The sequence below is a fragment of the Pantoea anthophila genome (assembly GCF_026104315.1).
In the GTDB taxonomy this organism is placed as follows: domain Bacteria; phylum Pseudomonadota; class Gammaproteobacteria; order Enterobacterales; family Enterobacteriaceae; genus Pantoea; species Pantoea anthophila.
On the sequence record NZ_CP110473.1, the window covers coordinates 2369436 to 2395876 of the forward strand.

A 26441-nucleotide genomic window follows, 5' to 3' on the forward strand; every position below is an offset into this window, starting at 1 on the left:
CGTTCTCAATCTCGCAGAGGGAAGAACTGCGCCGCTTCAGAGAGCGAGTGCAGTAAAGTGGTGTCCTGAGGTGACCCAATCCAGACGGCCAGCGCACTGAAGTTATCCTGCTGTCCGGCATCCGGCTGGTCGTTTTTAATGATCTGCTGCATCAGCGTCAGCCACTCTTCCGGCGTATTCACCATGTGCAGCGACTGCTGCATCTGCTCCAGCGACACGCCGTGCCAGAAACCGTCGGTGCAGAGCAGAAAGGCATCGCCATCTTCAATCTCCACCACGTCGCTGTAGCTGGCGTCGCGCTGCTCATCACCCATTCCCAGCGCAAAATAGAGCAGATTGCTGTTGATCCCTTCGGTACGGTGTCCGGCATCCTTCATCTGCTGCACCAGACTGTGATCGGTGGTGACCAGATAGAGATAACCGCGCCGGAACAGATAGAGGCGGCTGTCCCCGGCGTGGGCCCAGCAGGCCAGATGGTAGTCCCGGTCGATAAACAGGCTGACCATCGTGGTACCCATCCGGCTGTGTTCACTGCTGACTTTCTGCTGCTGACGAATGGCGTGGTTGGCGTGATTGACATAGCGGCGAATCGACTGCGCATCAAGATGCGCATTGCCATCAAAGGCCTCCAGCAGGCTGCTGCGGGCGATCGACGCGGCAATCTCGCCGCCGGGAAATCCCGCCACGCCATCACACACGACAAAGCAGGCGGAGCGCTTGCCGATCACATCACCGATCTGGTCCTGGTTACTGGCGCGATCGCCCTGATTCGACGTCGAGGCAATAGTGATATTCATGCGTCATCCGTGTGGGTTTGTGAGTCTTTGTACTGATTGACTTCCAGGTCATAGGCGTGCAGGAACGCTTCGCCAAACAGGGTGTGAAAATCGTCCTCGATTTCGCCCGCCGTCTCACCGTAACGCTCAACAAAATGTTCCCACAGGGCGGCTTTGCGGCTGCCCGGCAGGCCGATACGTGACACCGATCCCGCCTGGCGCGCCTCCTCCTCCAGCTGTTCCGGATTAAAGGATTGCAGCATGGAGGCGATGATGGCGCGGATCCCGGCGATCATCCCCAGTTGGTGGGCCTGCAGGTCGATCAGCGCATCGCGCACGGCCTGACGCGGCGGCATAAAGCCCGGCATCCGGCTGCCGAACATCTGCATCAGGACGGTCTTGCCTGACGGCAGCAGCTTGAACGGGTTGTTAGCGTCGTCGAGGATCACCGTCATGTCAGCTTTGACGCCGCGCTTGAGAATCGAACGCGATGAGAGCAGCGCGACCGTCCCCTGCGAGAACATGCTGAGCATCTGACCAAACTGCAGCATCTGTTCCCGGTCAAACTGAGGCGTCGGCTGCAGGTCACGCAGACCCATCCCTTCCAGCAGCGCATCCAGCAGTTCCCCCTTCAGGGCGTCGCCGCTGTTCTGGCCGGCGGTCGACGGCTGTTCCGTGGCGGCAGGCTGATATCCCGAGGCGACCGGATCGATACGCAGCCGCCCTTTTGGCGTCGGTGAAGGTGCGCGCTGTACGGCCTGCGGCGTAGGCAGCGTAATCCCGCCATACTCATTTTGCGGCGTGACCGCGTCGGGCTGAGCGGCGTCTTCATCTTCGATCAGGGGCGTCTGGCCCGGCGCTTCAGGGTGAGGCTGGCTCTCTGCTGCCTGCTGAAGTGGTGGTGCGTCACTGAACAGCATCGAAAAGTCCTGCGCATCCGGCGTGGCAGGCACCGCTTCCGGCGGACGTCCGGTCGCCGGTTTCACGCTGGCCGGGGCTTCCGGGGGCACATGCAGGGTGGCCGGTTTCGCGGTCTGCGGCTCCGGCTGTGCCAGGGGCACCGCGTTGCCCATCATCAGTCCCAGCGGGTCGTCATGGTTGCGCGCATCCATGCTGCTTTCACCCTCAAACAGGCTCAGCGGGTCCAGTTCAGCGGCGGGCTTTTCAGCCTGAGGTGCCGCCGTCTTCGGCTGAGCAGAGAGCGTGCTTGGCGTTCTGTCGTCAAAAATGCTTTCCCGGGCGAACAGCGCATCGCCTTCATCAAACAGGCTGCTGTTTTTAGGCTGCTGACCAAAATCGAGCGGCGCGTCATTAGCCAGCTGGGAGAGCGGATCTTCCGGGTTACGCTCCGGCGCGGCAGGCGCGGTCAGCGGATGTGCCTCCGGCAGTTCCGGCGCGGCTTTGCGCTTAGAGAGATCATCCGAGATGGAAAACTCTTTCGCCAGGCTGTCCCAGATTTCGCTGGGAATGGCCGCCGTCGCGGTTTTCTCCACCGGCGGCTCAGGCACTACCGACGCAGGGCGCACCGGCTCAGGGCGCGGAGCCGTCCTCTCCGTCTGCGGCGGCTGCGCACTGTTGAGGTCACTGACCCGCAGCTGATAATCATCAATGCCCAGAATGTCCCCATCCTGCAGCTCGACCTGACGGCCACGCTCAAGCGGAATATCGTTGAGCAGCACCCGCGTCACATTGCCACGGTTGGTCAGGCGGCACTCACCGCTGGCGGTGATATGCACAATCGCCTGCAGTCGGGAGAGTGTACGGTCGTCATCTGGCAGGACCAGATTGTTGTCCACGCCGCGACCAATGGTGCCGCCGGGCGGAAAGAAGTCACAATGGGTCTGCGGCGGCTGTTGGCCCGGTTTAGTCGTTATTATCGTAAAGCGCATAACGGATTCCTGCGGTTAGCGGTTCGGCATCTATAGTGCGCACCTCTCAGGGAAAGGTGCGGGGTATAGGGAGCGGGAAGGTTTTTATTGGCAGACAGTATTAATCGGGAACGTATTGATGGCAGCACGGCTTACTGGGCAGAAAAATATATCGTCGTTAATTCATTACATAAATAAACAGAGACGATAGCGCCATCCATAATAAGCTGATTGTGAAAACGATCTGGGAAAGCACCCAACTCTCAGACATCCACGATATATCAGCAGCAGGAGATTGCTGGACAACAGCATACGCCTCTCGCCTGACATTTTCAGTGCGAACGAAACGCATCATCTTTATTTTATATTCTGTTAGCAGCCTTATTAACAGGGAATAACATCCACTCTATTCTTTAAAATGAGCACGGCGACATCTGTAATTTTTTGAGGAAATTCTTACTTTTTATATTTATTGTAGAGAGCGTTCGCATCCTTACTTTGATACAGCAAAGTGCATTTCATCATATTAAAATTTCCTGCCACTGAGCCGGTCAGGTTCATCTTCAGATAAGCGCTAATCAATTTATCCCCGTCGGTGAATGCGTCCACGGGAAGATGACTTGCCTCCAGCCAGGCTGATGCGCTTTTAAAGGCATCATCAGTGAATGCTTTTTCAGCAGAAACCTTCCCTGCACAACGACTCAGCAGCCAGTTACTGAAAATTTGAGATTGCGTAAAGGAGTTGACAGCAGGTGGCGTGATTGCCAGCGCTGCAGGGGATGAGATCAAAGCCAGTAGTATCAGAACCTTTTTCATTTCAGTATCCACAGAGAGGCAACATCAGGAACAAAAGTACCATTTTCCGCACCCCCCAGGAAGTGACAGCTATCAGAGCAGATATTTCCGTTCCAGAGTGTTACGTGTCCCCGGGCATTGCTCCAGCCATTCCCCTGAAAGACAATCAGCCCCTGCTTACCATTAAATGAAGCGGGTTTCGGCGATCTTACAGTCAGGTCGGGTTTGCCAAAAACAGATACCAGAAAGTCCATCATATCGTTAACGCGAAACATGTATCGCTTTTTATCTTTTCCCGTCACGGTAGCGTAACGACTGTTAGCCGGAACAGGAACGCCCGTGTAATTAAGAACATAGCTCATTCTGATTGGGCATGCATTCTGGAAAATCCCGGAGGCAATGTTAGCTTCCACATTGCCACCCAACTTTTCCCCTACCTTTTCTACCGAAACATTGACTTCAGAGAAGCGGTTCCAGGCGGCAGAAAATTGAGGTCTTAAATGTGCCATAGCAAAACTCCTGATAAAGCCTCCCCGAAGGGAGGCGGCATAAAGCGATTACGCTTCTTTGTTGCCTTTGATGTCCCAGCCGGCGCTGCTTTCTGCGCCCTTGCCGCCGGAAGCACTCTGCTCCCAGTACTGCTGCTTCACTTTAGAAGCCTGGAAGGAGTAGGTCATGCCCAGCGTATCGCCGTTGTCAGAACCGTTGTAATTAACGGTGGTCACCAGCACATCTTCCAGAGTAATGCGTGCATACTCAACCTGAGTCCCACCCGCTTTACAGATAGAGAGTTCAACTTTAGCGAGATGCTTACCGCTGGCACAGTTCTTCAGCAGTGCCGTGGTCGATTTGTCGATCAGGGCGTTAACGTGCAGGTCGTTAAAGTTAACTTTACCGGCACCGCCGCCGCCGCCAACAGACATGTTGCCTGGCTGAGAGGCACCCCATGAGAAAGAGGTAATATCGGTCCAGCCAGTGTGGTTAGAGTCTTTAGACTCGCCGGTGACACCGTCAACCTTCATAAACATATCAATAGCCATTATCTTTCACTCTTTATTGGTTGAGATTATTGCTTTCAAAAAAGCAAGGATATGGCAAAAAGAAAAGCATGGGGCTGAATAAAACAGTCCATATTTTACCTTTGCCTTGCTTCTGAAATAGCGTCATTAACGCTATTTCAGACTTCTTGCTGCCCGTTTTTTAAATCGGACAAATACTTTTATTTCTCGCTTATTCATAGCGAAATCTGACATGCGAATTAATGTTCTTCCATTCGCCTGAGATTGCAGCCGGCCATTCTGTAGACAGTAATATCATGCAAAGTTTATAGTAGCGGGCCTGTCAATTGCTCAAAAAAGGAATGAGCGTGAAGAAAATCATCTTACTTTTCCTCGCCATATTAATGTCACTACTTTCACTTTATTCGATCACTGATCTTGTCGGGTCGCTATATCTCATTTCTCGCTATGAGCATTTCAATGCCTGTTCACTCGGATTGATTGCCGGTAAAGCCGTTTTCATCGCAGTTTGCGTCGCGGTGACTTTTATACTGGTAAAAATCGTACGCAAACGCACTCAGTCTGAAAAAGACCGGGCATAGCATTGCACACCAGGCTCAAGCAAACATCCGGTTAATAGCCTCATCAGCAGGGAAGCGCGCGATGCAGATTCAGACTCCAGCATCGCGCCCCTTCTCACCCTTTAGGCGTTGTCATTTTTCAGTGACGGCAGCTTAGAAACCAGACGCAGTGACACCGTCAGTCCTTCCAGCTGGTAGTGCGGACGCAGGAAGAACTTCGCAGCGTAGTAGCCCGGATTATCCTCCTGCTCTTCCACATTGACCTCAGCCGCCGCCAGCGGCTTACGTGATTTGGTCTCCTGGGAGGAGTTAGCCGGATCGCCATCGACATAGTTCATCACCCAGTCGTTCAGCCAGCGCTCCATCTCATCGCGCTCGCGGAAGGAGCCGATCTTGTCACGCACGATGCACTTCAGGTAGTGCGCGAAGCGGCAGCAGGCAAACAGGTAAGGCAGGCGCGCCGCCAGACGGGCATTGGCCGTGGCATCCGCATCGTGATACTCCGTCGGCTTCTGCAGTGACTGCGCACCGATAAAGGCGGCGAAGTCAGAGTTTTTGCGATGCACCAGCGGCATAAAGCCGTTTTTCGCCAGCTCCGCTTCGCGGCGATCGCTGATGGCGATTTCGGTCGGACACTTCATGTCCACGCCGCCGTCGTCGCTTGGGAAGGTGTGGCACGGCAGGTTTTCAACCGCCCCGCCTGACTCCACGCCGCGAATCGCGGTGCACCAGCCATACTCTTTGAACGAACGGTTGATGTTGGCTGCCATCGCGTAGGCGGCGTTGCTCCACGCGTAGTTGCTGTGATCGGAACCGTCGGTCTGCTCTTCAAAATCGAAGCTGTCGACCGGGTTGGTGCGGATGCCATAGGGCAGACGCGACAGGAAGCGCGGCATGACCAGCCCCAGATAACGGGCATCTTCCGATTCACGCAGACTGCGCCAGGCGGCATATTCGGTGTTCTGGAAAATCTTGGAGAGGTCACGCGGATTCGCCAGCTCCTGCCAGGACTCCATCTGCATCACTTCCGGCGCGGTACCGGTAATAAACGGACAGTGCGCTGCCGCCCCGATACGTGCCATCTCACCCAGCAGCTCAACATCCTGCGGACTGTGATCGAAATAGTAGTCACCTACCAGACAGCCAAACGGCTCGCCGCCGAACTGACCATACTCCTGCTCATAAATCTTCTTGAACAGCGGGCTCTGGTCCCAGCCAGCGCCTTTGTAGCGCTTCAGGGAGCGACCCAGCTCCTGTTTGGAGATGCTCATGAAGCGGATTTTCAGCATCTCGTCGGTTTCGGTGTTATTCACCAGGTAGCTCAGGCCACGCCAGGCACTCTCCAGCGACTGAAATTCCGGATGGTGAATAATCTGGTTTACCTGCTGTGACAGCTTTTCATCAATCTCCGCGATCAGTGCCTGGATGGTGCGATAGGCATCGCTGGAGACGGTCACGGTATTTTCCAGCGCCTGCTGCGCCAGGGTTTTTACCGCGCTTTCCACGGCAGCACGTGCCTGATCGCTTTTTGGCCGGAACTCTTTGTTCAGCAGCGCGCTGAACTCATCCTGACTGAAGCTGGCCGCGCCCTGGGACTGCGGCTGTTGTGAAGTCTGGGTCATGCTTTAGGCTCCTCTGCGTCAGTGGTGTCACCCTGCTTTGGCAGATGGGTCAAGGCCTGTAACAGCGTCGGGTCCTGCAGCACTTTACCAATCAGCTCTTCCGCGCCGTTTTTGCCATCCATGTAGGTCAGCAGGTTGGCCAGCTGGGTACGCGCTTCCAGCAATTTGCTCAGCGGCTCAACGTTGCGGGCTACGGCATCCGGCGAGAAGTCATCCATGCTGTCAAAGGTCAGATCAATGTTCAGTTTGCCTTCGCCGTTCAGGGTGTTATCCACCTGGAAAGCGGCGCGCGGCTTCAGGGCTTTCATGCGCTCATCGAAGTTATCGATGTCGATCTCAAGGAATTTACGCTCGTCGATGCCCGGTTGCGGCTCCAGCGGTTTACCCACCAGATCCGCCAGCACGCCCATCACAAACGGCAGCTGAATTTTGCGTTCCGCGCCATAAATTTCCACGTCATATTCAATCTGAACGCGAGGCGCGCGATTGCGGGCAATGAACTTCTGCCCACTGGATTTGCTTGTTGCCATGGTTTTCTCCATTAATGATGCGCGGATAAAGTGTCACAGCAGGCGCGCAGGTCCCGCTGTGTGAGTGCGTTATGTCTGCTTAATCGCGACGGCCGAAAATGGTTTCCAGCTGATGCACCCCATCAGGGGCCAGTTCACGGATGATCTCCAGAAAGTCGCGTTCGATTAAACGCTGAACCCGGTCGATCATCAGTGGTGCCGGATGGCTCGGCTCGTGCTGGGTAAAATAGAGCTTTACCTTTTCCAGCATCAGCTGAGCGTCGGCGCGGGAGCCAATCTGCACACTGCGCCAGTCAGTGGCTGCACGGAGTGCCGCCGGTGCAGGCGCTGCTGCGGTTTCAGCCGGCTGTTCCGTCGCCGCTGCCGTGGGGACCAGGGCGCTGAGGTCGGTGGCCTCGCCGCGCTCGGCGATCAGTGCAATCTGCCTGCGCAGCTGCGTCAGTTCCGGCACGGCGGCGTCGCCCAGCCGTTCGGCCACGGTTTCGCAGATGGTCTGCAGCCGCTCATGAATCTGCAGCACCGCCTCAATGCCGGGCTGATCGCCCCGCGCCAGTTCGTCGATCAGACGCGGCAGGCCACCCGGATAGTCAGCCACCTCTGTCTTGCTGCCGTCGCACAGCGCAGCGGCATCGCGCAGCGTGATCCCATCGGAGGGGTAGCGCAGCAGCCAGCTCTGGCGCACCGCGCTGCTCAGGGGCGACTTGTCACCCAGCAGCGCCAGCGCGTTGATGCGGTAGAAAGGATCCTGTTCGCCATACTCTTCCAGCCGCGGCCACAGCGGCTCCCAGTAAAGCAGTAAGGCCTGCTCAATCAGTTTCAGGCCCTGTGCGTAGCCCGGCAGCCCTTTCAGCTCGGTCCAGGCGTGAGTCAGCGCCAGCATCACCCGCAGATCTTTGCTGCGTTCCAGCAGCGCGATCGCCAGTTTCTCCACTTTGTTCCAGTCCGCCGGTTCCGCCGGAATGATTGTGCTGCCGAACTGCTGCTCCGCTTTACCGGCGCTGGCCTGCTCCATCGCCTGAAAATCGGCGTGATACTCCAGGTTATCCCCACCGGGATTGTCGTCGCTGACCGGAGCCAGCAAAGCCTCAATATTGGTCGTCATGCGTATCGCCTCAGGATTCAAACATCGGGGGATAAAGTCCGTTTCGTCCCGGCTTTGCCCCACCGGCCGGATCAAACAGCAGGGAAAAAAGCTGGGCGGTGAAGTTACCGCTGTGCACCTGGGTATAAAGCGGAAACCCGTCGCTCTGGTTCGTCCACCAGAAGCTGGTGTAGAACTGCGGGTCAAAGTTCTCGCCCGGCAGCGTCCAGTTCAGCGTCGAAGGGGTGTCGCCATGCCCGATCACGTTGAGAATGTCTGACGATTCGTCTGACGCCTGAGGAGGCTGCGGCTGCGGGATACTGAGCAGCGCCTGGTCCAGCTGCTCCGGTGAGCCGCCGCCCTGCACCACCCGCAGCAGTGTATTGCCCACCTGCTGATACCACTCACCGGAACGCGCCAGCAGCGCGGGTGACCACTCGGCCGGGGTGAAATGACGCAGCGCACAGAGCGGGTAGTTACGCCCCACGCTGTCACGCGCGGCAATCAGGCAGCCCATCTGGATGAGCTGGCTGCCGAGCATCGGGGGCACCACAAAGTTCCATACCGGCGCGTTGAGAAACGGCCGTGAAGGCGCGTTATCGCCTTCCTGATTGCTCTGCCAGTGGTGGAGCCCCACCTGAAACCAGCTGGACCACTGGCGATAGAGCACGTCCGGAAAGCGGCGCTTTACAAAGTCACCCGCGCTGGGCAGTTTGCCGTACCAGCAGGGTGCAGCGTATTGAGTCATTGTCGGATCCTGTTTCAGGGGCAGCTAAAGCCGGGAAGCTGGAACGGGTTACGAATGCTGCCAGGGGTAAACGACAGCGTCACCTGATGGCCTTCCACGCTGAACGTTGCTTCGCGGGTCAGTCCGCCAGCCGCCGTCACCCGGGCGCGGTCGAAGAATCGATTGAGCGCCCACGGGCCGCTGGTGACCAGGGTGGACGTGGTGCCGTTGGTCAGACCGAGCTGCATCCGCACCTGGCTGGTGCCGCCGGGACCGGGCCAGCTGACCAGCTGAACCGCCTGCGGGCCGTGGCTGTAACGCAGAATCTGTCCATCCACATCCAGCGTCAGGTTAAGAATATCGTTGTCCATCCTGACGGTGCGCAGCGTCACGCGAAAGCCTGGGGTGGTTGCGCCGTTGGCAAAGAAGGCATCGCGAATCGACTGCGCCTGCTGGAAAGGACGCAGCAGGGCTTCGCCGCCTGGCAGGGTTTTACCGTCGATGCCCGGCGTAAAGCGCCAGGCCGCGCGGGTGGTGTCCACCTTGCTCGCCAGGTTGTCACGGAAGAAGCTGTCCATCATGCCGCTGCCTGGCGCAAACATCCGGGCCAGGTCGTCAGGGGTTACCTCGCTGCGCGCAGAGCGCACCAGCGGATAGCGACCGGCAATCGCCTGACGGCAGAAGCTGCCGACCTCCATGGTGATGCGTTTGCGGACGTTATCCATGTCGCGACGCTGAGCATCGCTGCTGGCCCCCACGGCCATGCTGGAAACCATGTTCTGCAGCGACCCAGGCAGGCGACCGGCGCTGGCCTGCAGACGGCTGATCGCATCGCTGGCCGGTGGCGGCATCCCGCTGTTGGCGGCATCCTGCACCGCCGTGAGGTAACGATAAAGGTCGTCAATCTGATGCAGGAAATCATCGACTGCCAGCACCTTGCTGCCCTGCTGTAACGGCTGCGCCAGCTCCAGAATCGGCGCAAAGTGCAACGCCACAGCCTGTTCCGGTGCGGCCTGCGCGGCAGCCTGGCCACGCGCGGCGCTGGCGTCGGGCGAGGTAAACAGCGCTTCCAGCGTGCGGGTGGCGCTGTTATCTGACGGCTGCTGCGCCTGCGCGGTTTTCTCATCAGGCTGTGCCCGGTTCAGCGTCAGCAGTTTACTGAGGTTGATGACCATCTGGCGCAGCGGTGAGTGATTGCCTGAGAGCAGGCGCGCCGTGTTGATACGCTGTGAAAGATCGGCGCTGCTATTGAGCTGGATATCGCTGAGGAACTGCTCCCACTGGCGGATATAGTCCTGCACATAGAGCTGGCGCACCGCGAGGTCGATCTCCTCACTTTTCTGCTGGGGCGCGGCCCCATCCAGCACCCAGAGATCGTCCTTATAGAGCGCCTGCGTGACCGGCGCGATCTGCTTATCTACCTGCTGCCAGTAGCCGTCCGGCGTGTAGAGCCCCTCTACCCCGTCGTTGACCGACTTGCCGCTTTTGCGTGAAAACACCAGCTCGCTCTGCGGCCCACCCAGCGCCGACAGCGTGACCGGCTGTAGCGTGCCGTTGCGCTGCAGCAGCCGCTTCAGTCGGCCATAAACCCGCTGTGAGAGCGGCATCTGGTTAATCAGCGTCTGTTCGCGCCTGACCAGCGCCTCATCCTTCGCGTAAGGCGACGACTGGATCTGCGTCTCCAGCAGCTGTTGCAGGTGCCATGCCAGCTGTTTTACCTGCTGCTGCGTGACGTTCTGCGGCAGTTCGCGGGAGAGGTTAAGCATCAGCCACGCCTGCAGGAACTTGCCATCGTAATGCTTTGGCTGGTAGAGCATCTGATACGCCTTCAGCGCCTCATAGCTGTAATCAGCGTCGCTGCCATTGTCATTGCGCAGCCAGCGGGTGATATTCTGTGCCACCTGCGGCAACAGCAGCTGCTTCAGCGCTTTGTCATAGAGCGCCCGGGTTGCATCGCTGACCTCGGTGCCGCGATAGAGCCCCATCCGGCGCGTCAGCGGTGGCGAATCGAGCGAGAAGTCGGCGCTCTCCGGCAGGTGCAACAGGGTGTTGAGATAGGGCACCAGCGCAAACAGATCGCCATTGACCTGCTGCTGTAACCGATCGCCCAGCTGCTCCACCTGCGGCGTTTTGGCAGCCATCTCCTGCAGATAGGCTTTGTTTTTGCTGTAGCTGGTGAGCCACAGCGCGCCAGCCACCAGTAACAGCACCAGCAGGGCCAGATAGCCCGACCACAGACCGGCGCGGTTGCGCAGCTCCCACCAGCGGTTGCTGCCCGCCAGGCCAGACTCCTGGAAAATCACATTTTCCAGCACCCCTTTCAGGAAGAAGCTCTGCCCTTTGTTCTGCGGGATCGGCGCCTCTTTATCGACATGGTCCCAGCTTCCCGACTCACCCGCCTGCTGGTTCGGCAGATTGAGTGCACGGTTCAGCTCCCCCATCACCCGGTCAAACGGCAGACCTTCCTGGGTGCCGCTGGCAAAATAGATGCCGCGCGGGGCGAACTGGGTTTCAAAATCAGAGCGGGCAAACAGCGTGTCAAGCGCCTCTGCCAGCACCGGACGCAGTGCCGCAAACTCCTGCGGGAACAGATAGCTCTCGGCCCGCGCCTGCGCGTCGCTCTCTGTCAGCAGCCGATCCGCCAGCCCCGCTTCCAGCCGCTGCTGCAGCAGGGAGTACTCCTGCTGAAACTGGTTATTCAGCTCAAAATCGGCGGCGGAGGCCTGCGCCCACGGGAAGGTGAACCCCCACACCTGTTCACGCTGCGCTTTATCCAGCGCGGCAAAGTAGCTGCGGAACCCTTTGAGCAGGTCAGCCTTGGTCACCAGCACATAGACCGGGAAGCGGATGCCGAGTCGGTCATGCAGCTCCATCAGGCGCTGACGCAAAGCCAGCGCCTGGTTGCGCAGCGCTTCAGGCGACTGGGTCAGCAGATCGGAGACGCTGAGGGTGACGACCACGCCGTTGATCGGCTGACGTCCGCGATATTTGCGCAGGAGTCCGAGAAAGTGGTGCCATTCGCTGGCGTCGCGCTCCTGCTGACTCTCCTGGGTGCTGTAACGCCCCGCCGTGTCGAGCAGAACAGCTTCATTGGTAAACCACCAGTCGCAGTTGCGTGTACCGCCAATCCCGCGCAGCGCCGACTTCCCGAACTTATCCGCCAGCGGAAACTGCAGGCCGGAGTTGACCAGCGCGGTGGTTTTACCGGCACCGGGTGCGCCGATAATCATGTACCACGGCAGCTGGTAGAGATACTGGCGGCCAAAGCGCTGCGCCCAGAACGGTGTCCCCTTGCTGCTGTGACGCTGGAAGTGCGCCTTTTTCAGCATCTCTGTGGCTTCTGAGAAGCGCCCTGCCAGCACCTGCTCTTCGCTGGTCAGCCGCTGCCGGTCCGCTTCCGGGGCGTCACTCTTACCGGTTTCCAGGCTCGACATCAGTTTGCGGTTAAGCCAGAAGTTATAAAACCGCGGGATCGCCTGCCCCAGGCCCCACACCAGATAGAGCAGCGCAATACTGATGATGCGATTCTGCTCCGGCTCAAGCGGACGCGAGTCTACGATAGAGAAAACCGGGCCGATGACCCAGATGATAAAAGAGAGCGCGGTGATGCCGACAAAGCCCCACGCAAGGCGGCTGGTCAGTACCGCAAACAGGATATTCAGCATGGATCAGTTCCCTCTCGCCAGGCCGTTAAGTTCGGCGTGGGTCGCATCCGGTGCTACCAGCAGCGTAATTTCAACCCGACGGTTACGTGCACGATTTTCTGCGCTGGTGTTTGGCACCAGCGGATTGCTTTCACCGCGCCCTTCCGCTTTCACCCTTGAAGGCTGCGCCAGCTGCTGTTGCAGCAGGCTCTGCACCGACTCGGCACGCGCCAGAGAGAGTTCAAAGTTGGAAGCGAAGCGCGCACTGCGAATCGGCACGTTGTCGCTGTAGCCAATCACCTGAATCTGGCCGCTGACGTTGTTCATGGCGGCGGCGATACGCCGGATGACGTCGGTATAACGTCCACGCACCTCGGTGGCCGCCGATGCAAACAGCCCATCCCCTTTCAGCGTCACGACGCTGCGGTCCGCCTCGTCGCGCACCGCCACCAGCCCGGCATCAATTTCCGGTTTCAGGAAGGCGCGCAGGTTCAGCGTGGCAGGCGGAGGCGGCGCCGGATTACCGATCTTCACTTCCGGCAGGGCCGTCTGGTAGATACGCGCCAGCACCGGCGAGGTGTAATCGCCCAGACGCCAGTTGAGCACGATATAAAACAGGCAGGCAGCCAGTCCCGCCACGGCCGCGCAGGCCCACAGCGGAATCATCGGCCGCCAGAGTTTGCGCAGTACCGGCTGATCGGTCGGGTGCGGTGACAGCGCCGCCGCATAACTGCCGCGCACGCTTTTAATCATCTGCAGCAGCCGCTGTTTGATGGTCTCCAGCTGCGAGCGCCCGTTGTCCAGCACCCGATAGCGCCCTTCGAATCCCAGCACCAGACAGAAGTAGATCAGTTCCAGCATCAGGATGTGACGACGCGGGTTCTGTGACAGCTTCGCCAGCAGCTGGAAAAACTTTTCGCCGCCCCAGGTTTCGTTGTGAAAGGTGACCAGCAGACCGTTGCTGGTCCAGACGCCGCGACTGCCCCAGGGGGTCAGCGCCGCCGCCTCATCCAGCGCCGTGCAGAGGCAGTAACGCGCGCCGATAATCACTTCATAGCCGAGCCCCGACTGCTGGCAGCTCAGTTCAAAGCGCCGGATCTGGTCGATCAGCTGCTGGCGCAGTTGGGCCGGGTCGTCATGGGTGACGGAATGTCGGATCTGGGGAATGGCATTAATCAGGGGATTCGCCGCCGCGACCAGCACATTCTGATGGCTGGCATCCGGCGCAATGTCGCTGTGTGATTTTTCGTGTTCCTGCATCATGCTGCGTGCTCAGTTTATTATTCTGACTGACTGCGGATGGCCCAGAACTCCATGTTCAGGCCTGGAAACTCACCGGCAAGGTGCAGCGCAAAAGCGCCTGAGCGCTCCATCTCTTTCCATAGCTCGCTGTTCTTATCCAGTTCGAAATAGTTGTAACCGGCATGCCACGGGATCTGCGGCGGCGCGCCGGGCATTGCCCTCAGGGCCAGACCCGGCAGCTGCAGCTGCACCAGATCGCGGATTTTGCTGACCGGCGCGACTTTCATCTGCGCCGGGAAGTGGGTCTGCAGGGTGTCGGCGGGGACGCTGGCTTTAACCGCCAGCACAAAGCCAAACTCATGCACCATGCTGCTTTCCGGCACGGTCGCGACATTGAGGCCGTGTGAGCGCTGGATCAGCGGCAGCTGAATGGCGCTCTCCTCCATCACCTGTGACAGTCCCTGACGCAGCAGCAGTGACAGGCGGCTGAAGCAGCCCTGCAGATCGTCATGATCGTAAAGCGGCAGCCCGTCCGGGGCGCGGGCGGGCGTCCAGGTGCTGAGTTCTGCCGCCAGTTGCACCCAGTGGCTGTAGAGCGTCTCCGGATGAAGCAGCGGCAGATGCTGCAGATGGCTGTGCAGGCCAAGCTGACGATTGAGCAGCGCCAGCAGCATAAAATCGACCATATCGGCGCTGTTGAAGCGGCCTGTGCCGGGCGCCCGCTGGCTCAGCTGCTGGCTGCGTTGCTGGATCAGCCCGTGCAGATCGTTGAACATGTTCTGCAGCGGACGGCTGCTGTTGAGGGTCAGCATCGGTGGAATGTAGTCGCTGTCGAGCCGGATATGGTTGTCGCTGCGTTTTTCAATCACCTGCGCCACGCCCATTGCGGTCCACTCAGCGGTCAGGTCCTGCTCCAGCATCAGACGCAGCCGCAGTTTGCCAAACTGCACGGTCGCGCTGCCCACCGCCTGAGCGTTGTCATCTTCCACTTCCGCTTCCCAGGCCAGATAGCGCGCCAGAGAATCCTGAGACTCCTGGAAGGCAACCGCCTCACGTCCGTTGCGGCGGGCCGGTATCGCCAGCACGACCTTGCTGCGGTCAATCGTGGCAGGCAGATCGAGCGGTGCCGGGCCATGCCGGGGCTGACTGAACGCAAAGAAGGTGCCGTCCGGCAGGCAGCCGCTGGCGGCACTCAGAGCCAGTTTGCCCTGACGCATCAGCGCCTCATCAAACTCCAGATCGTAAAAACCCCAGGTGAAGGGGCGCTGGGACTGACCCCATTCCCGCAGGGTACTGAGAAGATAATTTTCTGACTGCTGGAAATGGTGAGGACGCAGAAACATCCCCTCGGTCCAGACCACCTTTTCGGCTCTGTTCATAGGCATCACTGTTTTTCCACTCGTAGGCCATTAACGCCCGCGACGATGCGGGCATTCAGCTCGCCATCGTTACGTTTCCAGAACGCCCAGAATGCCGGGGCATCGCCTTCCGGGACCGGCAGCGACAGCCGCCAGACTTTGCCATCCAGCGCCTGGTATTCCGCCATGATGCCGATGAAGCGCGCCTCGGGCAGACTCCGGATGCGCAGCGTTTTGCTGCGCTGGTCCGGCGTCAGGAAGAACTGTTGCGTATTCAGTTGCGCACTACCCAGCGCGGTCGCCGGCTGGTTTTGCAGGGAGTAGAAATCGGCCGACATGAAATCCGCGTCGGAGGTCAGTAACATGACCCGCACTTTCAGCGGCGCACCGCCGTTAACCTGGTTCTGCGCCTGCACATCCAGGTTGTAGTAGGCCACCGGCGGCGTACTGCTGCTGCAGCCTGCCAGCAGCCAGGCCATCACGCCGATCAGCGCCGCGCGCAGTTGTCGTGTCATCATCATCCTGCCCTCCCTGCTCAGTGCGATTAGTTAATGATCCAGGTTCCGCTGCTGCTGTTCTGGCAGGCAGTGCTGTCACCGTTGACCGCGACGCAGGTCTTCTTCTTGCTGCTGCTGCGTGCACGGCGTTTTGGCTGATCGGCTTTCACGGTCTGATCGTAAAGCTCGCTTTTCACGACGGCGCGGAACGGCACATAGCCTGCCAGCTTAACGGAGGCCTGTGGCGCAGCCGGTGGCGTCGCCTCTTTCGCGCTGGCGGCGTCCTTTTCCGGTTCCGCAGCGGCCTGAGCCGGTTCACCCAGCGCCAGCCAGTTGTTCTCTACCTGACCAATGACGGTGTAGCTGTCACCGCTTTTCAGGGTCTCAACCACTTTGCCGCCGAAGCTAGGCTGACTCATTACCGAGGCAGGATAGAGCGCACGGTAGGGCTGATTCACCGGCGTGAACTGGGCTGGCGGTTTAATCGCATAGCGGTGGCTGATCGCCACGCCATCGACTGTGCTGGTCACCAGCGTGTCATCCGTCATTTTTGGGGGCGTTTTACAGCCCGCAAGAGAGAAAACAACCATCAGGCCTAATGCAATGCGGAGCTTCACCATATTTTTCATGTTGTGTTCCATTCGTACCTAGAAGAGTGGCCAGGGGCCGGGTGTCAGTAATGAAAATCGGAGGGTGTTAAATGTCTGGCCGCTGATTAGTACCAGACCAAAAAGCAATCATTAAGCAGATTGCGCTGAATTAGCGTCTGCACTGCTGAAAAACGATCAACAAAGATTAAGTATGAAAAGCGACTTCGGCAGGCTAAGGCAGAGACGGGAAGAAATTACGCCTGAATGTAAATGATCAAATTGTTGATCTATTTCTTTCCGACAAAATTCCTGAGGCAGGGTAAATCCAGAGATTACTTAAGCCATCCATGACAGAAAAACTTTCGAGCTGACAATTCAGATGTCGCTGAAAGTTTAAGCAGACCGCACCAGCCACCCTTCCCTGACCGCTGTTAGTTGTTCATTTTAAACACTTTATCAATCCATGATCTCTCATAGCTACCGCACGAGTCAGGAAAATCCTGCCCGTGAGCCTGAAACCAAAATCCATTTGTAAATATTAGCTGCAAGTTTACATAAGACTGACGAAAATTCAACGGCACGGTTTTGGTGCAAAAAACATCAGATTTCATTAACTAATTTTGTTAATACAAATCTGCCTCACTTTTAACCATCTACATAGGAGTAATCTTAACAAGTTGCGTTAATATGAAGTATTTTTACTCAAAAATATGACAGGGCTGAAATCAGTATTAATACCTCTCATGTAATGAGTGGCGCTATTAAGGAAAAATCAGAATGATTCGTGCCCCGAAAGCAGAGAGGCATCTGGCGACGGTTCGCAAAGGAGGATTCGTATAAATGCCAGTTTATCAATACGTTAATATATTGATGTAGTGCCTGGTTGCAGCCAGGCACCCGGCGTGGGGAGGGAAAAGTAAGCGAAACGTTAAATAAACATGTTAAATTTTTTAACAGACTGATTAATTGTTCTTTACCGGGCCGTCTGACGGTTCCTGAAGGCAAAAATCACCCGGTACATTACATCCTCTAATCGTACAAAAACCACGCCGTAGCGTGGTTCAGCGGTGATAGCGGAGAAGTCGGAGAGCCGCAGGCAGCGGCTCCCCGCGTCAGGTTCAGAAAAAACCGAGCGGTTCGATACTGTAGCTGACCAGCAGGTTTTTGGTCTGCTGATAGTGATCCAGCATCATTTTGTGGGTCTCGCGCCCAATCCCCGATTTCTTATAGCCACCAAAGGCCGCGTGCGCCGGATAGAGGTGATAGCAGTTTGTCCAGACGCGTCCGGCTTTGATTGCCCGGCCGACCCGATAAGCGCGGTTGATATCGCGGGTCCAGACGCCTGCCCCCAGCCCATAGATGGAGTCGTTGGCGATGCGGACGGCTTCGGCTTCATCCTTAAAGGTGGTGATGCCGATAACCGGGCCAAAGATCTCCTCCTGGAATACCCGCATGCTGTTGTTGCCTTTCAGCAGGGTCGGCTGAATGTAGTAGCCACTGTTGAGGGAATCATCCAGTTTCTCAACGCCTCCGCCCACCAGCACCTCCGCGCCCTCCTGCCGGGCCACGTCCAGATAGGAGAGGATTTTATCAAACTGCTGCTGTGACGCCTGGGCACCCACCATCGTCTCTGTATCCAGCGGATCGCCCCGTTTGATAGTTTTCACCCGCTTCATGACGGCCGCCATGAACGGCTCATATATCGACTCCTGTACCAGCGCCCGTGACGGGCAGGTACAGACTTCGCCCTGGTTCAGGAAGCCCAGCACCACGCCTTCGGCTGCTTTCTCAATAAAGCTCTCTTCCGCCTGCATGATATCTTCAAAGAAGATATTGGGTGATTTACCGCCCAGCTCGACCGTAGAGGGGATCAGGCTCTTCGCCGCCAGCTCCAGAATGTGGCCGCCGGTGGCGGTTGAACCGGTAAAGGCAACTTTGGCAATGCCGGCGTGGGACGCCAGCGCCTCACCCGCCTCTTTACCGTACCCGTGCACCACGTTCAGCACCCCCGGCGGCAGCAGGTCTTTGATCAGATCGACAAACACGGTGATCGACAGCGGCGTCTGTTCCGCCGGTTTCAGCACCACACAGTTCCCGGCACCCAGCGCCGGGGCCAGTTTCCAGGCCGCCATTAATAGCGGGAAGTTCCACGGGATAATCTGCGCCACCACGCCCAGCGGCTCATGGAAATGGTAGGCGGCGGTGAACTCATCGATCTCAGCCGCACTCCCCTCCTGCGCCCGGACGCAGCCGGCAAAATAACGGAAGTGGTCAACAGCCAGAGGCAGATCCGCCGCCAGCGTTTCGCGCACGGGCTTACCGTTATCCCAGGTTTCATAAACCGCCATCGTCTCCAGATTCGCTTCAAGCCGATCGGCAATTTTCAGCAGCAGCAGCGCGCGTTGCTGCGGAGAGGTTTTGCCCCAGGCTTCTGCGGCCGCCGCGGCCGCTGCCACCGCGTTATCCACATCAGCCACGTCTGAGCGCGGGAACTCACCGGCCTCAGACCCGTTTACCGGCGAGGTATTGGTGAAGTAGTTGCCGTTCACCGGCGCGACGAATTCACCATTAATAAAGTTGCCATAATTCTTTTGTAACGTGATCAGAGAACCCTGTTCTCCCGGGGCGGCATAACGCATGGTCATTCTCCTGACAGGTGACTGATGTAACAATGACGAAACTTATTATTAACATGAATGATCATCGCCAGCCTGTCAGTTCCGATGACCGGAAACTGTGACCGCGCCGAAGGAATCGTCGCTTCCGCTTCGTTTATAGAAAATTCCGACTTTTTTCGGAAAGGCTGGCAAATAAGAAACTAGTGCGTCACAAAGGGGTCAACGAGAGGATGAATTCATTCGGGAGATAAGCATGCTGGCTTCGGCTTTTACCCAGATGCGCGCTAAAGCCAATTTCGTGCATCAGTTTATCCGCAATCCGCGCATGATGGGCAGCATAACGCCGTCCTCAGAGGCGTTATGCCGCACCATGATTGCCTCGGTGGCGTGGCCTGAAACGTTACGGATTGCCGAGCTGGGCGCGGGCGATGGCGTCCTGACACGGCGGATACTGGCAGAGATGTCCCCTGACGCCACGCTGGATGCCTTTGAGATCAGCGCTGCGCTGGCCGACCAGCTCAGCGCGCTGGACGACACGCGCATGACCGTGCGCACCTGCTCCGCGGAGTACCTGAACGGGGAATATGATGCGATCTTCTCCGGCCTGCCACTGCTGTCCTTACCGCCCGCGCTGCGCGAAGCGATCCTGCGGGCGGTGTTTAATGCCCTGGGGCCGGATGGGATCTTCGTGCAGTTTCAGTACACCTCACTGACCCAGCCCGACCTGTCGCGTTACTTCACCTGGGAACGCGAGCGGGTGCTGAAAAATGTGCCACCCGCCTGGGTCTATCGCTGCCGGCGTCACTACGCGCCCTGAGCCTGCGCTGCGGCCGGGCGCGTCTGTTGCCAGAACTCCACCAGCAAGGCACGCGCCCAGTCTTTCCCTTCTATAACATCCCCGCCATCAGACAGCCCTTCCGGCAGACAGACGTTCATAATCTGCCGTGAAAATTCGGGATGAAACTGCACCGACAGCGCCTGCGGAGCGTAACGCACAATCTGGCAGCCATCCTGCGCCGACGCCGCCAGCACCTGCGCCTGAGGCGGCGGAGTGATGACCGACTGCCGGTGTGACAGCCAGACGCTGAACTCGGCTGGCAGACTTTGCAGCAGCGGATCGCGCTGCGCCTGAGCGCTGCAGCGGATTGGGAGCAGGCCGCGCTCCCAGCCATGCGGATTATCCGCCACCTCGCCACCCAGCGCATAGGCCATCAGCTGGTGACCATAGCAGACACCCAGCAGCGGCAGCTCCTGCTCAATGGCTGCCCGGACCCAGGCCGCGCTGCGCTCACTCCACTCCTCATGATCGGTGACCATCGCCCAGGAGCCGCTGAGGATCGCCCCGGAGATCTCATCAAAAGCCGGTAACGCTTCACCGAGATGGGGCCGCACAATCAGGTACTCATGGGGTTGCAGATCGAGGGCGTCGATAAACCAGCGTGGCTGTTCACCAATCTGCGAAACAACGTTAGCGGGCGGGACTTCAAGCTGAATCAGGGCAAGGGGTAAAGCGCGCGTCTGGGTCATACCGAATCGGGTCCTTTTCAGAAGTCGTGTCAAATCAGTCTGCCAGCATCACGTCCAAAAGTCTCACCGCTGCGCGCAGAAAATTTTTTCCGGCATTGGCTGGAATGCCGCAGTTCGTGCCATCATTAGCGGGCTAAGCAAAAAACATCGAAAGGATATTATCGTGGCTGTGCGGCATTTTTTTCTGATTCTGATGGTGGTCTCTGTCTGGGCCTTCAACAACGTGGCGGTGAAATGGGGCCTGCTGGAGCTGCCGCCCCTGTTTCTGACCTTTATGCGTTTTCTGGTCGTCGCCGTGGTGCTGGTACCGTTTTGCCGTATTGAACGTAAGCAACTGCCCTGGCTGCTGCTGCTGGCTTTCACCTTCGGGTTTATGCACTTCTCGCTGCTGTTCGTCGGCCTGCGCTATACCGATGCCGGCACCGGGGCAATTGTGGTGCAGCTGGGCACGCCGATTGCCATGCTGCTGGCGATGCTGGTGCTGAAAGAGAAGCTGAAGCTGGTGCAGATCATGGGCATTATGATCTCGCTGAGCGGTGTGGTGGTGCTGTCAGGCAGCCCGACGATTCCGTCGTGGTGGGTGCTCTGCCTGCTGTTGTGCAGCGCCACCGGCTGGGCTGTCAGTAACCTGATTGTGAAGAAGTCGCCGCCGATTAAGCCACTGACCATGACCGGCTGGATTGCCTTTCTGGCGATGCCGATTGTCGGTGCCTCCAGCCTGGTGATGGAGTCGAATCAGCTTTACGCCCTCGAACATGCAGGCTGGCACGGCTGGTTCGCCATTCTTTACAGCGCCATCGCCTCGTCAATTATTGCCTACACGCTCTGGTATGTGCTGCTGAAGAAATATAACGTCAACCTGATCATGCCCTACTCCCTGCTGACGCCGGTCTTGTCGGTGCTGATGGGCATCGTCGTACTGGGAGACAGTCTCAACCGCTTTAAGATTATCGGTGCCTCGCTGGTGATCCTTGGCACCGCCATCGCCGTGCTTAACCTGCGTAACCTGCGCATGCACGCCCGCTTCCCGCGCCTGCGGCGGCGTTAATCCGGCGTGCTATGCTTGAGAAAACGTACTCAGGGAGCACAACATGGATTCAGCGCGCACCGCCTCACTCTGGCAACAGATGGTGCAGGGATTGCAAGGCAGCGATAACGTCTGGCCTCTCCCCGCTTTTATTGATCGTTCCACATTCTCTTCCGCGTTTGCCGTCAGTGAACTGGCGGCCACCAGCCTGGGTCTGGCAACCCAGGCGGTGGCGGCGCTTCTCGCCACCGCCCGCGCGACTTATCCCTCCCCACCTGTTACCGTCAACGTCAGGCAGGCGTCACGCTGGTTCCAGCAGAGCTTTCATCCGTTAAACCGCCCGGCCCCGGCAATGTGGGATGCTTTTGCCGGTGACTACCGCAGTCGCGACGGCTGGATCCGCCTGCATACCAACGCGGCTCATCACCGGCTGGCGATGGAACAGGTGCTGGGCACCCACGCCGATCGCCCGGCGCTGGCGCAGCAGGTTCAGCAGTGGCAGGCCAGCGAACTGGAACAGGCAATTATTGATGCGGGAGGCTGTGCCGCCAAAATGCGCAGCGCTGAAGCCTGGCAGCAGCATCCCCAGGGTCAGGCGGTGCAGCGCGAGCCGCTGTTTGACTGGCACACGACGGCTGCAGCACCTGCGCCCGCGTGGCCGCTGGCTGAAGCGCGTCCGTTACAGGGGATCAGGGTGCTGGATCTGACGCGGATTATTGCCGGCCCCGTCGCCACCCGCTTTCTTGCCAGCCTGGGTGCCACGGTACTGCGTATCGATCCCCCCGGCTGGGCGGAGCCGACGCTGGATGAGGAGATGAGCTGCGGCAAGCGACGTGCGGTGCTCGACCTGACACAGCCGGTCGATCGCGACCGGTTTATCCGCCTGCTGCGGGACGCCGATGTTCTGGTACACGGCTATCGGGCCGATGCGCTGGAACGGCTCGGTTTTGACGCCGAAACCCGCCAGTCACTCTCACCGGGGCTGGTCGATGCCAGCCTGAATGCCTGGGGCTGGCAGGGGCCGTGGCGCAACCGGCGCGGTTTCGACAGTCTGGTGCAGATGGGCTGCGGTATTGCCGAACGGGGCATGCAGTGGCAGCAGAGCGATAAACCGTTCCCGCTGCCGGTCCAGGCGCTGGATCATGCCACCGGCTATCTGCTGGCGGCCGCGGTGCTGGAGGGATTACGGCGGCGTCTTACAGGAGGGCACGGCAGCCAGGTCCGGCTGTCACTGGCGCGCACCGCATGGCTGTTGCAGCAGCATGCCGCAGGCCAGCACACCGGCTCGGGCATTGTGCCTCAGGTGAAGGACAACCTGCCCTTCCTGGAGCTGACGCCATGGGGTATTGGCGTCCGGCTGCGCGCCGCCGCCTGGCTGCCCGGCACGCCACAGTTCTGCGCAACGCCGGGGTGTGTGCCGGGTACGCACCCGGCGGCGTGGTGACTCAGGCGTCGGGCTGCTGTTCGTTACTCTCAAGCAGCTCGTTGTACATCACCTGAATGGCTTCGCGGCTCAGCATCGCCAGCGTGCGGTAAAACGCGGTGGTGGCATGCGCTTCCACTTTGCCCAGGAAAGCCCCGCACCACGGCAGCAGATACTCTTCGAACAGCGCCAGCTGTGCCGCGCTCTCATCTTCCGCCGACTGATCTTCCAGCCATGACGCAGAGAGCAGCAGAACACCAAAGTGATCCGCGGGCGCATCGCTCAGTGGCATACCGCGCGAGGAGAGAAACGCCCGCACTTCCGGCTCGGTTTTTCCTTCATGCCACTGTGAAGCGTAAGGCGGCACGTTACAGTCGCTGCCAACAAACAGCGCGTTGTAATCAGCGGCCAGCGCCTGAGGATCGCTGTTCTGTTGCAGACGGGTCAGCAGCTCATCCTGCTCCAGCGGCCACTGTGACTGCAGCTTACCCTCGCGTAGCAGGGTAAACAGCGGGACCAGCAGCGGGTCCTGCGGCTGACGATTAAACAGAGAGCCGATCACGCGGCACAGAATGGAAAACTCATTCATGAGTCAGATTTCCTTGAGGCAAAGTAAGTTAAAAGTCAGCCAGTTCAGCAAAATGTTTGCCGCTGCGCTGCTCCAGAAAGTCGAGCAGGCGGCGCGGCGTGACATTTAACACCCGATCCTCCGGAAAATCCACTTTACGGGCGATGCGCAGGCAGTGTTCGAAATGGCCCAGCGTAAATGCAGTGTGGGAATCGGAGCCAAACACCAGCCGTCCACCGGCGTCGCGCACCGCGGCGGCAATCGCGCGACAGTTAGGTTCACTACCGGGACGCGAGTGGGTAAAGGAGGAGTTGTTCAGTTCCAGCGCCACGTCATAATGTGCGGCAGCTTCAGCGATAGCCGGGATATCGACCGGAAATTTCGTGACGAAAACGATTTTCTGCTACAGCCTGAGGCGAAGATAAAAATGAAATTACCTAGCTTATAAGGGATACCATAGTTTAGTCCCATCTAAGCTAAGGACAATACTCAACCTTTACTATCTCACACACTACATTGGTTCCGTGCCATTGATACCAAAGCGATGAAGTATCTACCCCACAACCACTTCAAAGTGAAAACCTGTCTGCTCTGCAAATTTGCTGTACTTCGCTTGTTCGCGACGTTCATCGTAACGAGCACAGCTATAAGGAATCCCGCTGAACCTTACGGTACTAACTGGGTATCATTGAGTAACTCTTTAAAAAAACATCAGAAAGATATAATAAACAAATGAAATTATAAAAAATTCAATCAATAAAATTTTTTAAGATTAATCTCAATAAAACAGTTGTTTCTTAAACATTAATTGTTTTAAATAAAGGGAGTAAGCTCGTTAAAAAAAAGGGGAAATTTTAATGGAATATCGTAAATTTGATGACAGTTCATTCATTAGTGCATTAACTCAAAGAAATGACCTTGAGCGATTTAAAGAGAACAGGTGTTCAATTTTTGCTTTAGAGCTTTTTTATGGAATTGATGATCCCTTAAATGAGATAGGTCCAGCAATAACCGCTGGCGGTGATGATTGCAAAATAGACCTTTTGTATGTGAATAAAGAACAAAGATCAATCGTTGTTATTCAAGCCTATGAAGCACAAACATTTAAACCTTCTGCAAAAGGAAACAAGGGTGCCGATCTTGCTTATGCAATAGGAGTGTTATTTTCCACTCCTATAAAGGACATTCCAGAAGGAATGAGACCTCATATCACTGAAGCACGCGAATCTATCAGAAAAAATGAAATAAGCATGATTCACTTCTGGTATCTTCATAACTGTCCTGAAAGCGCCCAAATTCAACAGCAAATGGCTCCACTTTTGGAGGCCGGCAGAAGTCAACTTAGGGAGCAATTTAAGACTAATAAAGGTATTGATGTCAGTATAAAAGAAGTTGGATTAGAATCTTTAGATGAGTTTTATAGATCTTCTAAAAACGCCATTCTTATTGAAGATGAAATAGATTTACCAGAAGATTGTTTCGGATTTTTAAGAAGCGGTGACGGTTGGCAAGCTTTTATGACAAATATCACTGGATCTTGGTTAGCCGAACTTTACCAAAAACATAAAGACCTTCTTTTCAGTGCAAACGTAAGAGGCTTTATGGGGGCAAATAAAAAAGATAAAGATAAAGTAATTAATGCAGGAATACAAAATTCAGCAAGGAAACAAAAAAATGACTTTTTTGTTTTCAATAACGGAATCACTGCGTTAGTACATGACTATGAAGTAGATGTTGATCAAAATAAAACAACTGGAAAACTTACAAAAGTTAGAGGGCTTTCTATTGTTAACGGTGCTCAAACTACCGGTTCACTAGGCTCACTAGATGAAAAAGGTATTGATAAAATATATATAGGAATACGGTTCATCAAGTGTTCTAACTTACAAAAAATCCAAGATATAACAAGATTCAATAATAGCCAAAATATTGTTATACCATCTGACTTTAAGGCTAACGATCCTATTCAGAAAAGATTAAGAGAATCTTTTAAAAAAATAACAATTGCTTCCTACGATGGCGGCTTGAGAGGGCACAAGCTTGATGGCGATAAATCTTTACGGATTGATGCCCATACTGCCGCCCAAGCACTGATTTCATGGCATGGTAATCCAAAAGATAGTTACCACCGCAAAAGTAAAATTTGGGAAGATACAGATCTCTATAATACGGCATTTCAAGATAGCATTACAGCCGAACACCTTATCTATGTCTTTACATTATTAGAAGCATGTAATTTATACAAAGAAAAGCTGTTGGAAAAACTAAAGCAAAAAGACATAACTGAGCATGAACAAAATGTTTTAACTCTTTTAAATGAAAGAGGTAGTTCTTTCATGATTATACATGCAATTTCGCATGCATTGGAAACCATCTTGGAACAAAAAATTAAACAAAAATATGGTGTTAGTTTTCATAGCAATTTGAGTAGAGAGCAATGTATCTCGACTTGGATAGATTTACTCGAAAAGCTATCCCACCAGTTGATAACTTTAAAGGCTGGGCTTAAAAAGAGGCTTTCTGTTGAGTCTGACATTAATAATTCCACCGAGAGCTTTGTCAGGAACTTTGGAACCTCTTTTGTTGCCATTAAAGGAATGATGGGCGGTAAAAACCCTTATAGCAATTTTGTTAATAAGGTAAACAACCCCTAAAGTAAATTGTGTTTTCATTTTAGCTCACTCTACCAATCCATATAATTAAAAACCGCCAAACATCCTGTAATGGAGTTGGCGGTAATTGCCATAGCTACTGTTTGTGACACAAAAATCTGACCACCCAAACGGCCACTAAAACGGCCACTAAAACGGCCAGCACCATATGCCAACTGATTATGTATGGTTTGTTTACCCTCATCGTCAAGTTTCCGGTAAAACTCGGTAATGACTGTAGTAACCAACCTTCGTAAGGGTTCCTCATTTCTAACCAAGGATTTCACTACTTGGTAGAATCGCTCGGTCTCGCGTTCG

General features: G+C 56.4%; 22 protein-coding genes and 1 pseudogene. 5 read left to right on the top strand and 18 right to left on the bottom strand.

Annotation, left to right across the window (positions count from 1 at the left end):
* Nucleotides 1–5: 5 nt before the first annotated feature.
* From OJ965_RS13470 to OJ965_RS13490, 5 genes are all read right to left on the bottom strand, one after another.
* Complete coding sequence (locus OJ965_RS13470; protein ID WP_046101647.1) at nucleotides 6–797, bottom strand: PP2C family protein-serine/threonine phosphatase; 792 nt, start codon at nucleotides 795–797, stop codon at nucleotides 6–8.
* Nucleotides 794–2665 carry a type VI secretion system-associated FHA domain protein TagH gene (gene tagH / locus OJ965_RS13475; protein WP_265136319.1) on the bottom strand — a complete coding sequence of 624 codons (1872 nt, stop codon included), beginning with the start codon at nucleotides 2663–2665 and terminating at the stop codon, nucleotides 794–796. The genes OJ965_RS13470 and tagH overlap by 4 nt, the downstream gene beginning before the upstream one ends.
* Nucleotides 2666–3100: 435 nt before the next feature.
* Nucleotides 3101–3460, bottom strand: coding sequence for a T6SS amidase immunity protein Tai4 family protein (locus OJ965_RS13480; protein WP_265136321.1), 360 nt, complete (start codon nucleotides 3458–3460; stop codon nucleotides 3101–3103).
* Nucleotides 3457–3948 carry a type VI secretion system amidase effector protein Tae4 gene (locus OJ965_RS13485; protein WP_009090749.1) on the bottom strand — a complete coding sequence of 164 codons (492 nt, stop codon included), beginning with the start codon at nucleotides 3946–3948 and terminating at the stop codon, nucleotides 3457–3459. The genes OJ965_RS13480 and OJ965_RS13485 overlap by 4 nt, the downstream gene beginning before the upstream one ends.
* Nucleotides 3949–3996: 48 nt before the next feature.
* Entirely contained in the window at nucleotides 3997–4479 is a 483-nt protein-coding gene (locus OJ965_RS13490; protein ID WP_009090751.1) for an Hcp family type VI secretion system effector, read from the bottom strand.
* Between the two features lie 320 nt (nucleotides 4480–4799).
* Here OJ965_RS13490 and OJ965_RS13495 point away from each other — a divergent pair, with 320 nt between their 5' ends.
* Nucleotides 4800–5039, top strand: a complete 240-nt coding sequence (locus OJ965_RS13495; RefSeq protein WP_154927828.1) for a hypothetical protein — start codon at nucleotides 4800–4802, stop codon at nucleotides 5037–5039.
* A gap of 101 nt (nucleotides 5040–5140) precedes the next feature.
* On the opposite strand, the gene tssC is transcribed toward OJ965_RS13495, so the two are convergent.
* From tssC to exaC, 10 genes are all read right to left on the bottom strand, one after another.
* On the bottom strand, nucleotides 5141–6640 hold the full coding sequence (gene tssC / locus OJ965_RS13500; protein ID WP_140924263.1) for a type VI secretion system contractile sheath large subunit: 1500 nt from the start codon (nucleotides 6638–6640) through the stop codon (nucleotides 5141–5143).
* Nucleotides 6637–7170, bottom strand: coding sequence for a type VI secretion system contractile sheath small subunit (tssB, locus tag OJ965_RS13505; protein WP_009090754.1), 534 nt, complete (start codon nucleotides 7168–7170; stop codon nucleotides 6637–6639). Before tssB ends, tssC begins: the two co-directional genes overlap by 4 nt.
* Before the next feature lie 79 nt (nucleotides 7171–7249).
* Nucleotides 7250–8272, bottom strand: a complete 1023-nt coding sequence (gene tssA / locus OJ965_RS13510) for a type VI secretion system protein TssA (protein ID WP_009090755.1) — start codon at nucleotides 8270–8272, stop codon at nucleotides 7250–7252.
* 10 nt (nucleotides 8273–8282) lie between these two features.
* Nucleotides 8283–8999, bottom strand: a complete 717-nt coding sequence (gene tagF, locus OJ965_RS13515) for a type VI secretion system-associated protein TagF (RefSeq protein ID WP_009090756.1) — start codon at nucleotides 8997–8999, stop codon at nucleotides 8283–8285.
* 14 nt (nucleotides 9000–9013) lie between these two features.
* Nucleotides 9014–12643 (bottom strand): type VI secretion system membrane subunit TssM, encoded by a 3630-nt coding sequence (tssM, locus tag OJ965_RS13520; protein ID WP_154927829.1) that lies wholly within the window; start codon nucleotides 12641–12643, stop codon nucleotides 9014–9016.
* Nucleotides 12644–12646: 3 nt separating this feature from the next.
* Nucleotides 12647–13885 (bottom strand): DotU family type VI secretion system protein, encoded by a 1239-nt coding sequence (locus OJ965_RS13525; RefSeq protein ID WP_046101641.1) that lies wholly within the window; start codon nucleotides 13883–13885, stop codon nucleotides 12647–12649.
* Between the two features lie 17 nt (nucleotides 13886–13902).
* Nucleotides 13903–15243, bottom strand: a complete 1341-nt coding sequence (gene tssK, locus OJ965_RS13530; protein WP_009090759.1) for a type VI secretion system baseplate subunit TssK — start codon at nucleotides 15241–15243, stop codon at nucleotides 13903–13905.
* Nucleotides 15244–15248: 5 nt separating this feature from the next.
* Nucleotides 15249–15743 carry a type VI secretion system lipoprotein TssJ gene (gene tssJ, locus OJ965_RS13535; protein WP_009090760.1) on the bottom strand — a complete coding sequence of 165 codons (495 nt, stop codon included), beginning with the start codon at nucleotides 15741–15743 and terminating at the stop codon, nucleotides 15249–15251.
* A 23-nt stretch (nucleotides 15744–15766) separates the two neighbouring features.
* The gene (locus OJ965_RS13540; RefSeq protein ID WP_046101640.1) at nucleotides 15767–16360 is read right to left on the bottom strand and encodes an SH3 domain-containing protein; all 594 of its coding nucleotides are present in this window, start codon (nucleotides 16358–16360) and stop codon (nucleotides 15767–15769) included.
* Between the two features lie 1067 nt (nucleotides 16361–17427).
* Nucleotides 17428–18948 carry an acetaldehyde dehydrogenase ExaC gene (gene exaC, locus OJ965_RS13545; RefSeq protein WP_009090762.1) on the bottom strand — a complete coding sequence of 507 codons (1521 nt, stop codon included), beginning with the start codon at nucleotides 18946–18948 and terminating at the stop codon, nucleotides 17428–17430.
* A 232-nt stretch (nucleotides 18949–19180) separates the two neighbouring features.
* On the opposite strand from exaC, the gene OJ965_RS13550 reads away from it, so the two are divergent.
* Nucleotides 19181–19744 (top strand): class I SAM-dependent methyltransferase, encoded by a 564-nt coding sequence (locus OJ965_RS13550; protein WP_009090764.1) that lies wholly within the window; start codon nucleotides 19181–19183, stop codon nucleotides 19742–19744.
* Here the strand turns inward: OJ965_RS13550 and OJ965_RS13555 are convergent.
* Nucleotides 19732–20454: a glutamine amidotransferase gene (locus OJ965_RS13555; protein ID WP_265136338.1), complete on the bottom strand. Its 723-nt coding sequence runs from the start codon at nucleotides 20452–20454 to the stop codon at nucleotides 19732–19734. The genes OJ965_RS13550 and OJ965_RS13555 overlap by 13 nt on opposite strands.
* A 163-nt stretch (nucleotides 20455–20617) precedes the next feature.
* On the opposite strand from OJ965_RS13555, the gene OJ965_RS13560 reads away from it, so the two are divergent.
* Both OJ965_RS13560 and OJ965_RS13565 read left to right on the top strand, forming a co-directional pair.
* Nucleotides 20618–21502, top strand: a complete 885-nt coding sequence (locus tag OJ965_RS13560) for a DMT family transporter (protein WP_265136340.1) — start codon at nucleotides 20618–20620, stop codon at nucleotides 21500–21502.
* A 43-nt stretch (nucleotides 21503–21545) separates the two neighbouring features.
* Nucleotides 21546–22925: a CoA transferase gene (locus OJ965_RS13565; protein WP_265136342.1), complete on the top strand. Its 1380-nt coding sequence runs from the start codon at nucleotides 21546–21548 to the stop codon at nucleotides 22923–22925.
* Between the two features lies 1 nt (nucleotide 22926).
* Here the strand turns inward: OJ965_RS13565 and OJ965_RS13570 are convergent, their stop codons facing one another.
* Both OJ965_RS13570 and OJ965_RS13575 read right to left on the bottom strand, forming a co-directional pair.
* Nucleotides 22927–23493 (bottom strand): TorD/DmsD family molecular chaperone, encoded by a 567-nt coding sequence (locus OJ965_RS13570; RefSeq protein WP_265136344.1) that lies wholly within the window; start codon nucleotides 23491–23493, stop codon nucleotides 22927–22929.
* 28 nt (nucleotides 23494–23521) lie between these two features.
* Nucleotides 23522–23854, bottom strand: a pseudogene (locus OJ965_RS13575) (phosphatase); the annotation flags it as partial.
* Nucleotides 23855–24329: 475 nt separating this feature from the next.
* Here OJ965_RS13575 and OJ965_RS13580 point away from each other — a divergent pair.
* Nucleotides 24330–26126 carry an AIPR family protein gene (locus OJ965_RS13580; protein WP_265136346.1) on the top strand — a complete coding sequence of 599 codons (1797 nt, stop codon included), beginning with the start codon at nucleotides 24330–24332 and terminating at the stop codon, nucleotides 26124–26126.
* Nucleotides 26127–26441 lie beyond the last annotated feature (315 nt).